General features: G+C 74.2%; 6 protein-coding genes. All 6 read left to right on the top strand.

What is annotated here, in order from left to right; genetic code table 11:
• Positions 1-16: 16 nt before the first annotated feature.
• On the top strand, positions 17-3,625 hold the full coding sequence (locus E0F75_RS25560; RefSeq protein WP_229312912.1) for a tubulin-like doman-containing protein: 3,609 nt from the start codon (positions 17-19) through the stop codon (positions 3,623-3,625).
• Positions 3,622-6,309, top strand: a complete 2,688-nt coding sequence (locus tag E0F75_RS25565; RefSeq protein WP_229312914.1) for a hypothetical protein — start codon at positions 3,622-3,624, stop codon at positions 6,307-6,309. Before E0F75_RS25560 ends, E0F75_RS25565 begins: the two co-directional genes overlap by 4 nt.
• Positions 6,306-8,717, top strand: coding sequence for a hypothetical protein (locus tag E0F75_RS25575; RefSeq protein ID WP_308189604.1), 2,412 nt, complete (start codon positions 6,306-6,308; stop codon positions 8,715-8,717). Before E0F75_RS25565 ends, E0F75_RS25575 begins: the two co-directional genes overlap by 4 nt.
• Positions 8,714-11,287, top strand: a complete 2,574-nt coding sequence (locus E0F75_RS25580) for a hypothetical protein (protein ID WP_229312916.1) — start codon at positions 8,714-8,716, stop codon at positions 11,285-11,287. The genes E0F75_RS25575 and E0F75_RS25580 overlap by 4 nt, the downstream gene beginning before the upstream one ends.
• Positions 11,288-11,433: 146 nt before the next feature.
• Entirely contained in the window at positions 11,434-12,666 is a 1,233-nt protein-coding gene (locus E0F75_RS25585; protein WP_229312918.1) for an arginine deiminase, read from the top strand.
• A gap of 264 nt (positions 12,667-12,930) precedes the next feature.
• A complete protein-coding gene (argF, locus tag E0F75_RS25590; protein ID WP_229312920.1) occupies positions 12,931-13,986 on the top strand; it encodes an ornithine carbamoyltransferase in 1,056 nt (351 codons plus the stop codon).
• Positions 13,987-14,017 lie beyond the last annotated feature (31 nt).

Below are 14,017 nucleotides of genomic sequence, written 5' to 3' on the forward strand. Positions count from 1 at the left end.
TCCCGAGGAGAACGACATGAAGATCTATCAGCCCATGCTCTTCGTCGGGCTCGGCGGCACGGGCGGACGCATCGGCACCGAGCTCGAACGCAGTCTGCGCCGGGAGCTGTGCGGCCCGGACGGCACCGACCTGGTCGACGGCGGCCGCCGCATGCCCTTCCAGCTGCCCGACTGTCTCCAGTTCGTCTACGCCGACTTCAGCGAGGCCGAGCTGCTCAACTACCCGCAGTTCAAGGCGAGGGGCGCCGAGGGAGCCGCCTTCGCCCGCACCTCCCGGATCGTCCGCGACCTGCTGCCCACCGACTTCGACTCCTCGCCCGAGGTGACGCGCATGCTGCGCGTCTCCGTCCCCGAGGAGACCCGGCTCTGGCTGCCGCCGAAGGCCCGTGAGCCGCGCGTGGCCCCGCTCAACAACGGGGCGGGACAGCTGCCGACCGTCGGACGCTCCGCGCTCTTCGCGACCCTCCGCTCCGGGCTCGAACCCGTCCTGCGGCAGCTCCGCGAGGCGATCGGATCCATCGGGCAGGCCGCGGGCGACCTGCGGCGGGTCGGTGGCGGCAAGATCCGGGGCTGCGACGTGTTCGTCGCCTTCTCCGTCGCCGGCGGCACCGGGGCCGGCATCTTCTACGACTTCATCCACCTCATCGGGCACGAGTTCCGCAACGCCCGGGTGCCCGGGGTGAAGATCTACCCGCTCGTCGTCATGCCCTCCGCCTTCCCGCCGGAGGCCGGTGGCGGACGCGAGGCCGAACTCAACTCCGCCCGCGCCCTCGTGGACCTCTCGCGGCTCGTCGACGACCAGAACGTGCCCGACGCCGTCGACCAGGTCGGCGACGTCGAGGACCGCGGGCGGCTCAGCGTCACGTACCCCGGCGACGGCGTCGTCGCGCTGCGTCCCGCCACCATGCAGACCGCCTTCCTCTTCTCCAAGCCCTCCGTCATCAACAGCGAGGACCTGCGGCGCTCCATCGCCGCCATGGTGATGTCGCTGATCGGCACCGACCTCGGCCAGGACAACGGCTCGGCGACCCGCGCCGAGGAGGACTACCAGTCCTTCGCCGCCAGCTTCATCAACAAGGCCGTGGAACGCTCCACCCCGGCCCGTACCGGCATCGGCTACCGAGGCATGTCCACCAGCCTCGCCGCCGCCCTCACCGTGCCCGTCGACGACCTCGCCGAGATCGTCGCCGCCCGGCTCCTCGCCCAGGCCGTACGCGGCATGACCGAGCGGGCCCGGCGCCCCGACCGGGAGGGACAGAACCACGTCAGGGAGCTGTTCAACCGCTCCGGCATCGGCCGCCTCTGGACCCGGGACGCCCCGGACGTCCCCCTCCCCGAACAACTCCCCCGGGGGAAGACGAAGATCACCCAGGAACTGCGGAACCGGCTCGGGGACATGGAGGAGGCCCTGCGCCGCCTCGACACCGGTCTCGCCCGCGAGATCCCGCGCCTCACCGAGGACTTCAGGCCGAGCGCGGGGGTCCGCGAACTCCTCGGCGCCATGGACCCGTTCCAGATCAAAGTCATCCTGTCAGGCCTGCCGGGCCACCCCGACCGGGTGGCGAGGGAGGGCTTCACCGGCATGATCGACAACCGGCGGAACGAACCCGAACGACCCCCGAACGTCCACACGGCCGCCCCCAACCTCCCCCCGATCAAGGGCCCTGTCGGCGGGGTCGTACCGGCCCGGTGGAGCGACCCCGACGTCCAGGACGCGCTCGCCGCCCAGCAGGCCTGGTACCAGTGGCGGGCCCGCACCCTCTGGCACCACGGCTGGCAGAACGGCGAGGCCCAGTGGCGGCCCTCCCTGAACAAGGCGAGCTCCGAGGTCGCCGAGCTCGTCAAGGCGCTCCGCGACCACGAGCAGGACGAGGGCAAGGCCTTCGCCGACAGCCGCCGCGACCTCTACCGCGACGACCGCGCGGGCATCGCCTATCTGCTGCCCCCGCAGAACACCCTGCGCGCCTTCTACGACGACGTCGTCGACCGGCTCGCCCAGAGCGAGGGCCTGCCCGAGTCCTCCGACGCCGCGAACCTGCTCGGCCGGATCGTCGGCCCCGAGGACTGGCGACGGGCACTCGACGCGGTCCGCCGATCGTCCGGCGCGGCGGTGAAGGAGATCAAGCAGGTCGTCGAACGACGGGTCAAGCGGCTCTTCGGCGAGGCCAACGAGGACGCCTTCGCCCGCCCCCTGCTGCCCTCCATGGAACTGCTGCTCCGGGCCGCCGCGGGCGACGAGACCGCCGAGGCGAAGGTCGACGCGCGCTGGCTCGACCAGTTCCGCTCCCGTCTCGCCGGGCTCATCCCGGTGGGCTTCGTCCCGGACGGCAGCGGACCGCTCAAGATCCTCATCGTGCATCCGGCGAGCGAGTCCGACGGCCGCGCCCGGGAGTACCTGGAGCAGGCACTCAACCTGCCCTCCCGGGTGACCCCGGAGAGCCGGGCCGGCGACACCGACTCCATCACCGTCGTCTTCTTCCGCAGCGGCATGAACCTCACCGACATCTCCGAGGTCCGCAACGTCCTCAGCCTCTGGTCCGAGGCCCGCGACTCGGCCGGCGAGGACGACTTCCTGCACTGGCGCCAGCGGCTCGGCTACGAGGACGACTGGCTGGTCTCCACCGAGCACGACCGGCAGCGCATCCTGCACCGGCTGCTCTGCGCCATGTGGAACGGGCACATCGACACCGAGGGCCCGGCCGGCTCGCCCCACCGCGTCCGCATCCGGCTGCAGGACGGCGAGTCCGCGGCCATGTCCCTGCGTCTCGAGGACTTCGACGGCTCGCTCACCAGCTGGGCGGGGCTGCTGCGCGCGTACGAGCGGTGGGCGCTGCTCGACGAGGGGCAGATCATCGAGCAGTTCTGCGAACGCCTCATGCAGGCCCTGCCCAAGGGCCTCGCGCAGGTCCCGGCGCCGCCGTCACCGCTCTTCGCCCACTTCGTGGAGCAGGTCGCGCCGCGCCAGCTCGCCCTGATCGACGAACTCGTCGCCGAATACGGCGAGTACGGCGAATCGGACATCGAATGGCTGGCCCCGTTGCGCCACTTCTGGGAGGTCACCTTCCCCGGCGCCCTCGACATGCGCTTCCCGAGGTCGGCCCGGGCGACCCGGTCGAGCCTGCGGGCGCTGTACGAACGGCACGCGCCACGGGCCGGCATGGTGCCGGGCCAGGGCCAGGGCCAGGGTCAGGGCCACGGCCAGGGACAGAGCCAGAACCAGAACCAGAACCAGAACCAGAACCACGGTCAAGGTGGCGGCCGGCAGGGGGTGCGGCGACCCCGGTCGTACGAGAACGGCGCCCGTCCCGCGTACGAGAACGACCCCCGCTCGGGGTACGAGAACGGCCCCCGACCCGGGTACGAGAACGGCCCCCGACCCGGGTACGAGAACGGCCCCCGACCCGGATACGGGACCGGCGCCGTGCCCGATCCCCGTACCGCCTATGGCAACGGAGACGCCCCCGGCCCGGGCCCCGCGGCCCAGCCGCCCCGGCGGAACTCCGCCTTCGAGGACGACTGGGAGATGGACCCCGAGCCCGACTTCGGACCCGACTTCGGACCCGACTTCGGTCCCGACTTCGACGACGAGCCCTCCCACCGCGACCGGGCCGGGGAGGCGGAGTGAGCGCGCGCGTCCTCCCCGAACGGCCGCTGCCCGGCCACGCCGTCTGCCTCGACCTGCGGACGGCGGGGGCGTACGACCCCGCTGCCGTCGTACGCGCCGCCCTCGACGCCCCACAGCCCGGCGGCGAGCGCCGCTTCCTCGTCCTCGACGAGGCCGACCGGCTCGTCTCCCACCAGCTGCTGTACGAGCGGCTCTCCTCCTACGGGCCCGCCCACATCGTCTGCCTGGCCGTCGGGGCCCGGGGCGAGCGGACCGTACGCCGCACCCTCACCCTCCGCCCGCCCGCCGCCGGTGTCCTGTGGGTGTTCGACACGACGGAGGAGGGCGTCCCGGCCGAGGCGGTGCTGCGTCCGCTCGTCGACGTCCTGTCCACTCCCGAGGTCTTCGACGCGGTACTGCGCGCGCTCGGCGAGGTGGTGCACGGCGTCGCCGTGCCCGCCGTACGCGTCCTGGAGCACGACCTCACCGACGAGGCGCGGGCGCGCGCCTGGCGGCAGGCGGTGGAGGGGCTCACCGGCCCGGAGGTCCCGGCCGGCAGCGCCTCGGCCGAGCAGGTGCCGCCCGCGCTCGCGCTGCTGCTCGACGAGGGCCTGCCGCGCTCGCTCGCCGACCACCGCTGGCTGCCCGCCCAGGGCCGGGCGGGGCTCCGGCTCGCCACCTGCGACGAGGCCGTCCAGGACGCCGTCGACGGCTACCACCGGGTGCGCGGCGCGGCCGGACTCCTCACGGGGGCCGGCCGTACGGTCGATCTGCCGGGGGACATCGAGCGGGTGGCGGGGGAGCTGGAGCGGTTGCGGATCGCCGTCGCGGACGCGTTCGCCGCCGCGGGCGGCAGCCGGCTCACCGTCGAGCACCGGGGAGTGCTGCGGGACCGGGGCATCGAACTGCCCGAGATGCCACGGGAGATCTCACGCGCCGGCATCGTCCCCGCCCTGCGCGACCACACCCACGAACTGATTGGCAAGGGGCTGCCGTTGCGCTCGGTGGCGGCCCGGCTCGCCGCGCTCTCCGCACGCACCGCGCCCGTCGGCAGCGCCTCCCGGCTCGCCCGGCTGGACGCGATCTGCGGGCCGGAGCGGCTGCGGCGGCTCGGCGGCCGGTATCCGTTCACGGCCGGCGGTTCACGGCCGGTCGCCTTCGCCGTGACCGGCCTCCTGGCCCTGCTGGCGGGGGTCTGGCCGGTCCTCGGCTGGGTCCTCGGCCCGGCCGTCGGCGTGCTCGCCGCCGGGCTCGCCCATCTGATGCTGCGGCGCAGGCCGAACCGTTCACCGGACGGGCGGATCGACGGAGGCGGTGCCACGGGGGCGGCGCCCCGGCTCTTCGGCGGAGTGCTCGGCGGTCTCGTCGGGGCGGGCCTCGGCCAGTTCCTCGGCCTGCCGCCGTGGGCGGGGGCGGTGGCCCTCGCGGTGTCCCTGACGACGGTCTTCCTCCTCGCGCTGCGCGACTGGAGCCGGGCCGTGGACGACTGGTGGGCCCGGGCGGACCCGGAGGACGCCTGGCGGATCCTGCGCGAGGTCCAGAGCCTGGTGGTCACGACCGCCGTGCACGACTGGCTCTTCGCCGAGGTGCGGCACCACTGCTCGGCGGGCGCGGGCGCGGTGGCCCGACTGCTCCGCGGCCTCGCGGACACGGCCGACGCGTACGGCCGGGGGCCGTCCCACGCGAACGGGCCGGGATACGGGTACGTGCCGTCGGCCGACTCCGCCGACCCGGCGGAGGGGGGACTCCGGAGGGAGTCCGCCGGGCCGCCGGGGCCGGACGGCGCCACCTCGTCGTGGAGTTGGGAGGACTGGGGGGACGGCGGCGCGGACGACGTGTGGTCGGACATGGACGAGGAACCCCCGCCGCCGGTACGGGCCCCCGCTCCGCCGGCGAACGGGTCTCCGTACGCCTCCGACCCGTTCGGCCCCTCCGAGGCGCTCGGTGCTTCCGACCCGTTCGGCCCTTCCGGTCCGGTCGACCCCGCAGGGCCGTTCGGGCCTTCCGTTCCCTCCGACCGGGACCCCGCCGTCGCCGGCGGCGGGGCGGCCTGGGCCGGACCGGGTAGCGGCCCCGGGCCCGTCCCCGCGCCCGCGTGGCTGGAGCGGCGGTACGGCGACGGCGGTCCCCTGCTCGTCGACACGCTCGTCGGTGACCTGGTGGCCGGGACCCTCCTGATCCTCGACCGGTGCTGGGCGGGCATCGAGCGCGACCCCGGGGCCGTGGTGCCCGCGGTCCACGAGGAGCGCATCGCGGAGCTCCTGGACGACACCCGGGTGCGTCTGGAGCGCGACGTCGCCGCCTCGCCGCCGCCCCCGTACGACGGCCTCCGTGACCAGGACGCGTTCTCCGGCCTCGCCGCCTTCACCGACCGTTCCGACCGGCCCGACGCCGCCCGGCTCACCGGCGTCGCCCCGGACGCGGTGGCCCGGCTGGTCCTGGCCGAGGACGACCCCGCCCGCTTGGCCGCGCTCTGCGGCCCTGAGCACATGCGACTGCTCTCCCACGACCCGCTCGCCGCCCGGCAGGTCCGGTTCGTGCCGGAGGCGATGCGGCGCGGGGCCGCAGGCGACGACATCTGGCGGGGCATCGCCGAGGACGTCGTATGGACCGGTGCGGGACGCCACGCCGGAATCCTCCGCCTCGTACCACTGCGCGCGGACGTCGTGCACACCGTCCGCGCCGAGGAGGCGGGAGAACCGTGACCGACCCGAACCATCCGAACGACCGGCATGACCCGGACCATCCGAACGGTCGGCGTGACCCGGACCATCCGAACGGTCGGCGTGACCCGGAGCGACCGACCCACCGGACCGACCCGGACCGTCCCGAGGACCGGAACCACGCCGCGGGTCCTGGCGACCGCGGCCAGGGCGCCGGCCCGGGCCGGCCCATCGGCCCGGACCACCCCGACCACCTGAGCGAGCCGAGCCCGCCGCCCCATCCGTACTACCAGGAGCTGGAGTTCCTCACCCCCAGGGAGGCGCAGAGCCGCTTCGTCGTGCGGTACGGGGAGGACCACAGGCCCCCCGGACGCCCCGGGTTCCTCGCGCGCCGGGCGTTCCTGGGGGCCGGTGGCGTGCCCGTCGTCCAGTACCGGCTTGCCTCGTCCGCGCAGGGCGACCCCCAGGCGTACGGCCTCCTGGAGCGGGAGGTGGCGGCCTCCGTCGCCCTCGAACGGCGGTACGGCGGCCACAAGTTCCTCGGCATCCTCACCCGGATCGTCGGCTTCGACCTGACCGCCGCCGAACCCTTCGTGCTCTACCGGCCGCCGAGCGGGCATCCGCTCTCCGACTGGGCGGGGCGGCTCGGCGCCGAGGACCAGGAGCGGATCACCGGCCAACTCGCCATGGCCGTACGCCTCCTGGGTGAACTGGGGCTCGTCCACCGGGCGATCACACCCGAGAACGTCCGGTGGGACGGCGCCCGGGTAAGGCTCTGCGAGCCGTACGCGGCGCTGCGTGCGGGAGAGGCCCGCGAACCCTTCGGGGCGGCTCCCTGGGCCTCGCCCGAGCAGCGCGCGGGGCGCGGCACCGTCGACCCGCGCGACGACCTGTGGTCCGTCGCCGAGCTCGCCTACTACCTGCTCTCCGGCCGCCCCGACCGAGGGGAGGGGCCTCCCGCGGACCTCGACGACTACCGGCGGCTCGCGGCTCTCCGGCACAGCGGTCTCTTCTCCCCGAACGCGACGGAACGGCCGGAGCCGGCCGAGCTGTTGAGGCTCCTCTACGTGCCCGACCCGCTCGCGGCCGGGGCCGACGCCGTCGATGTGCTCGAACCGTTCCGCGCCCAGTACGACGCCCAGGTCGCCCGGAAGCGCGCACTGTCCGGGGGGAGCCGGCCAGGCGCGGGTCCGGCCGGTGAGGCCCCGGAGGTTCCCGGCCGGGATCCGCGCCCGTCGCGCCCCTCCCTGATGAGCAAGATCTTCGGCGGCGGCGAACCGCCCCGCGCCGCACCCCGCCACGCCGGTCCGCGCGCCGCCGAACCGCCCCGCGCGCCCGCCCCGCCCTCCGAACTCGTCCAGGCGCCGCCGTCACGCAGCCGGATGTGCCCGCACTGCCTGCTCCCCGTCGAGTACGACGAACGCCTCCTCGTCACCATCGACGCCAAGGGCAACCGCATCCCGCTGGACCTCAGGGCCGAACGCCGGCCCGCCCACCGCGCGGACGCCCTGCGCAAGGCGTACCACCTGTGCCCGCACACGGTGGACGGCGACGAGGGCCACGAACTGCCCCTGCCCTACCTCGTCAACGGCGAGCCGCTCTCCATCGCCCTCGTCGGCAGCTCCTCCGTCGGCAAGACCCACCTGCTCGCCGCCATGCTGGGCGAGATCGAACTCGGCGGCCTCGAACCGTACGGACTGAAGTGCCTGCCGCTCAACCCCGAGGCACACCGCGCCTATCTGCGCGAGCGCGTCCAGAGCCTGCAACAGGGACGGCAGTTGGGCCGCACCGGACAGCAGACGTTCGCCCGGTTCGCCGACGGTCTGCTCGTCTCGGCGGGCGGCGCCACACCGCGGCCCGTCGTCTTCTTCGACCTCGCGGGCGAGGACCTCGCCCAGGACAGCGAGGTCGGCCGCTTCCTCATGGGCGTCGACGCCTTCATCTTCGTCCTCGACCCGCTGCGCGCGCTCCGGCTGCCCGCCCTCGAACCGGTACGGGAACAGAGCGGACTGCGCCTGCGCGAGCTCGGTGACGAGGCCTTCGCCACCGTCCTCAACCGGATCCCCCGGCAGCGCGGCGGACTCGTCGCCGCCCCCGCCGCGCTCGCCGTCAACAAGAGCGACCTGGTGCGCTTCGAACCGGTCGTCGACCGCTGGCTCGGCCGTGCCCTGCCGGGCCGTCACGACCCCGCCGCGGTACGGGCCGAGAGCCGGGACGCGTACGCCTTCCTGGCCCATGGGGCCAGCCCCGCCTGGCTCAAGCCGTTCGACGACTGCGCCGACTGCACCCTGCACTTCGTCGCCGCCACCGGCGGACAGGCGCGCGGCGACCGATTTCCGCACGGGGCCCGGCCGCGCCGGGTCCTCGCGCCACTGCTGTCGCTCTTCGCCCTGTGCGGGCTGCTGCCCGGGGCGGAGACCGCGGGACCTATGGAGGGGATCGACCGATGACACGGTCGGAGAACGAGGTCGACCAGATCGTGTTCCGGTGGGACAGCGAGAACCTCACCGGCAGCACCGGCTTCGGACCGGTGGCCTGGTCCGGGCCACGCGAAGAGGCCGAGAACCTCTTCCGGATGTCCGGGCCCGTGCTGCGCGCCAGCGGCGAGGAGACCCGGCCCGCGCTGATCCGGCTCCAGCGGCGCTCGGAGGTGATGCTGATCCGCCGCACGCCGTTCACGGACGCGGACGGCGGGACGTCCGTGCTCTGCCACGCCCTCGTCGGCTCACCCGGACTCCTCGAACCCGCCACCTGCCTCGGGCTCCACGCCTGGAACTGGGAGGGCGCGGCCATGGACGGCGCCCGGGTGCGCGGGCAGCTGCCGGTGATCCCGGAACGGGTCCTCGTCCCCGCGACCGGCCACGGGCAGGGCGAACTCGACGGCGCCCTGGAGCGTGTGGCCGGGGAACTCACCGGAATGGTCGCGGAGTTGCTGCGCCACCAGGACGAACGCTTCACCGTCCTGGACGAACGCGGCGACACCGCGGGCCCCGTGCTCTGGGGGCTGCACAGCATGTTCGGCGCGCTCACCGGCCGCCGGTGGACCTTCGCCACCCATGACACCGTCGAACTCACCGCGCTCCGCTTCGTGTTCGTCGGCCGGTGGTCGGGCGCGGCCAGCCGCAACACCGACCGGCGCCGCGTCGACCCGCGCGAGGGCGTCGGCGACCGGGCGGAGGAGATCGCGGGCCGGCTCGTCCGCCACCACCTGAGGGGCGTCGCGGAGGGGGAGGGCCAGGAGTACGCGGTCGGCAGCGCCCTGCACGGGGCCTCCTCCGCCCGTGGCGCCTCGCTCCTGGAGACGGCCGTGCGGGCGCTCGACGTCCTCGACCGCCGCAACCCCGGCGGGTACGCGCCCGCCCCGGGGGCCACGGGCCGGGCCTCGTGGCCGCCGGCCCCGGTGGAACCCCGCGCCGAGGCGCCGTCCGCGCCGGAGGCCCGGAGGACATCGGGCCGGAAATGGGGATGGGGCCTGGGGAGCCGGACCGGCGACGACGCCCCATCGACGGCGGGCGACACCACGGCCGACCGCCCGGGAGTCGGTGACGCGGCACCCGCCGGGGGAGACCCCCGAGGAGCGGGCCGCCCCGGTCCGTACGAGAGCCCCGACGAATGGTTCCGCCCGGACCGGCCGGAGCCGGAGCCGGCGGCGCCGGCCGGTCCCGGGGCTCCGGCGGCGCCCCAGGACGGCCCGACGACACGACCGTCCCGCCGACCGGACCCGTCCCACCCGACGCCCGAGCCCACCCCGTACCGCCCACCGCACCCGACCCCGCAGCCGAACCCGTACCGCCGCTCGCCCCAACCGGAGCCCGACCCCGACCACCCGAACCGCCCGTCCTACCCGACCCCGGAGCCCGACCCGTACAGCCGCGCGGCCTCGGCGGATCATCACGCCGCCCCGCCCCGCGTGCCTCCCCCGACCCCGCAGCCGAACCCGTACCGCCCACCTCACCCGGCCTCGGAGCCGAGCCCGTACCGCCGCTCGCCCCAACCGGAGTCCGACCCCGACCCCGACCCCGACCACCCGAACCGCCCGTCCTACCCGACCCCGGAGCCCGACCCGTACAGCCGCGACGCCGCCGACCGTGAGCCCCGTCTCGTCCCCACGGCCCACCCCGACCGCCCCGCCGCCCCGCCGACCCCGGACCGGTCCCGGCCCGTCGACATCCCCCCGCACCGCCCCGATCTCTCCAAGGCGCCCGCCGAGTCCGGCGCCCGCCCGACCCAAGCGGCGGGTGCCGAGACGTACCCCCGGCCCGTTCTTCCCCTCGTCGCGCCCGCGTGGACCGGGCCGCCCACGGCCTCGGGGCGGGCCTGGGCCGCGGTGCGGGGCCGTGGGCGGGAGCGAGAGGCCGAGACCGGCCTCCTGCACAAGCTGCCCGCCGCGCGCACCGTGGACGAGGCGCGCGAGCTCGTCGAGCGCGGCGGCAACCGCGAGCTGCTCGACTCGCTGCGCCGCCCGCAGGCGTACGTCGTCCTCACCCTCCTCCTCGGCGAGGCCGCCCGGCGCCTGCCGTCCTGGGAGCATCCGCTGCGCCGGGAGCTGTGCGAGGTGGCCATCGGCAAGGAGTTCTGGGCCGTCGCACCGTCGGGCGCCTCCGCCGACCCGTCCGACCCGCCGGAGGAGCAGCGCGCGGCCAACGCCGCCGAGCTGCACCGCTGGGCCGTCCGCCCGCTCCTCGCCGGCGGCGACGCCCCGGTCGGCACCGTGGGGGAGCTGCTCGCGCGGCTCCGCACGAGCCCGGTGCCGTCCGCCCGTGAGACCTTCTGGCTGATCGTCGACGACGAGCGCCCCGGCCTGCCGGAAGCCGTCTGGCTCACCCTCCTCAAGGACGCGTACGGCGTGCCCCGTACGGCACGCCGCCCGGGGCCGCCCGCACCCGGGGCGGTCACCGGCCGGCCGGACGATCCCGGCAACGGCTACACCCGGCGCTTCCTGCGCCGCGCCGGGCTGCTGATCGGGGGCATGGTGGTGGCGATCCTCCTGCTCGTCGCCGTACGGCAGTGGTTCGGCTGACCGGGACCGATACCGGGACTGATACCGGGACCGATGCCGGGACCGCCGCAGCGGGGCGCGGGGACGCCGCCGGTCACCCGACGCGTCCCGGCCCCGCCTGTCCCGAAACACGGGCCACGGGCGCCCCGCTCCGTCAGGATGGACGCATGGGATTCCACGTCGATTCCGAGACCGGGCGGCTGCGCCGCGTCATCCTGCACCGGCCCGATCTGGAGCTGAAGCGGCTCACCCCGACCAACAAGGACGCCTTGCTCTTCGACGACGTGCTCTGGGTGCGCAGGGCCCGGCAGGAGCACGACGGCTTCGCGGACGTGCTGCGCGACCGGGGCGTGGAGGTGCACCTCTTCGGGGATCTCCTGAGCGAGTCCCTCGACGTGCCCACCGCACGCGCGCTGGTGCTCGACCGGGTCTTCGACGAGAAGGAGTACGGACCGCTCGCCACCGACCATCTCCGGGCCGCGTTCGACTCGCTGGACGCGGTCGCGCTGTCCGAGGCGCTCATCGGCGGGATGACGAAGCGGGAGTTCCTGGCGGCGCACCGGGAGCCGACCTCGGTCCGTTTCCACGCCATGGACCTGGACGACTTCGTCCTCGGCCCACTGCCGAACCACATCTTCACCCGGGACACCTCGGCCTGGATCTACGACGGCGTCTCGATCAACGCGATGCGCTGGCCGGCCCGGCAGCGCGAGACCGTGCACTTCGAGGCGATCTACAAGCACCATCCCCTGTTCACGGGGGCCGAGGCGGGCACCTTCCACCACTGGTCGGAGGGGCAGGCCGACTACCCGTCGACGATCGAGGGCGGGGACGTGCTCGTCATCGGCAACGGCGCCGTGCTGATCGGGATGAGCGAGCGGACGACGCCGCAGGCGGTGGAGATGCTGGCCCGGGGCATGTTCGCGGCGGGTTCGGCGCGCACGATCATCGCGCTCGACATGCCGAAACGGCGCGCGTTCATGCACCTGGACACGGTGATGACGATGGTCGACCAGGACACGTTCACGCAGTACGCGGGGCTCGGGATGCTCCGCTCGTACACGATCGAGCCGGGGGACGCAGGCCATTCCCTGCGGGTGACCGACCATCCGCCGGAGCAGATGCACAGCGCCATCGCCGCGGCGCTGGGCCTCCAGGACATCCGGGTCCTGACGGCCACGCAGGACGTGCACGCGGCCGAGCGCGAGCAGTGGGACGACGGCTGCAACGTGCTCGCGGTGGAGCCGGGGGTGGTCGTCGCGTACGAGCGGAACGTCACGACCAACACCCATCTGCGGAAGCAGGGCATCGAGGTCATCGAGATCCCCGGCAGTGAGCTGGGCCGGGGGCGGGGCGGCCCGCGCTGTATGAGCTGCCCGGTGGAGCGGGACGCCGCCTGAGGTCTCCCGCCGGAGGCCGGGCTGCACAGGAACCGGGGGCAGTATCGGGAACGAGAGCCGGGGCAGTACGGGAACGAGAGCCGGGGCAGTACGGGAACGAGAGCCGGGGGCAGTACGGGACGAGAGCCGGGACTGTATGTGCCGGGCTGTATATGAACGAGGCCAGGGCTGTATATAAATGTTGAAGTGCGTATACACTTCCAGGGTCCCTGATCGTCGTCCCCGATCGCCGACCCCTCGACCGTACCCACAGGAGCGCGTCCCATGGCCACAGACCTCATCGGCCGCCACTTCCTCAAGGAGCTGGACTTCACCGCCGAGGAGTTCCGCGGCCTGATCGCGCTCTCCGCCGAACTCAAGGCCGCCAAGAAGGCCGGTGCCGAGGTCCAGCGGCTGCGCGGCCGGAACATCGCGCTGATCTTCGAGAAGACCTCGACCCGCACCCGCTGTGCCTTCGAGGTCGCCGCCGCCGACCAGGGGGCCAGCACCACCTACCTGGACCCGTCCGGCTCCCAGATGGGTCACAAGGAGTCGGTCAAGGACACCGCCCGCGTCCTCGGCCGGATGTTCGACGGCATCGAGTACCGGGGCGACGGCCAGGACATCGTCGAGGAACTCGCGGCCTTCGCCGGCGTCCCCGTGTTCAACGGGCTCACGGACGACTGGCACCCCACCCAGATGCTCGCCGACGTGCTCACCATGACCGAGCACACGGACAAGCCGCTGGACGCGATCTCCTTCGCCTACCTCGGCGACGCCCGCTTCAACATGGGCAACTCCTACCTGGTCACCGGCGCCCTGCTCGGCATGGACGTCCGGATCGTCGCCCCGCGGGCGTACTGGCCGTCCGAAGGGATCGTCGCCGCCGCCCGCGAGCTCGCCGAGGCCAGTGGGGCCACGGTCACCCTCACCGAGGACGTGGCCGAGGGGGTCCGGGGTGCCGACTTCGTGGCCACCGACGTCTGGGTCTCCATGGGTGAGCCGAAGGAGGTCTGGGACGAGCGGATCGCCGCCCTCGCCCCGTACTCCGTGACGATGGACGTGCTGCGCGCCACCGGGAACCCCGGCGTCAGGTTCCTGCACTGCCTGCCGGCCTTCCACGACCTGGGTACGGACGTCGGGCGGGACATCCACGCCCGGCACGGTCTCACCGAGCTCGAGGTCTCCGACGAGGTCTTCGAGTCGGCGCACTCGGTCGTCTTCGACGAGGCGGAGAACCGGATGCACACGATCAAGGCGGTCCTGGTCGCGACGATGGCCGGCGGCCCGCTTCCCACGGTGATCCCCGCGGCGGTCCCCACGGTGCTCCCGATGGCATAGCTTTACGCCCGATTGGGTGATTATGCGTGGT

The organism is Streptomyces sp. CB02980 (assembly GCF_014451325.2).
Lineage (GTDB): Bacteria > Actinomycetota > Actinomycetes > Streptomycetales > Streptomycetaceae > Streptomyces.

What these genes read in the sequence shown, in the direction of transcription:
- E0F75_RS25580 (WP_229312916.1), top strand. Translation starts at nt 8,714, where the DNA reads ATGACACGGTCGGAGAACGAGGTCGACCAGATCGTGTTCCGGTGGGAC.
- argF (WP_229312920.1), top strand. Translation starts at nt 12,931, where the DNA reads ATGGCCACAGACCTCATCGGCCGCCACTTCCTCAAGGAGCTGGACTTC.
- E0F75_RS25585 (WP_229312918.1), top strand. Translation starts at nt 11,434, where the DNA reads ATGGGATTCCACGTCGATTCCGAGACCGGGCGGCTGCGCCGCGTCATC.
- E0F75_RS25560 (WP_229312912.1), top strand. Translation starts at nt 17, where the DNA reads ATGAAGATCTATCAGCCCATGCTCTTCGTCGGGCTCGGCGGCACGGGC.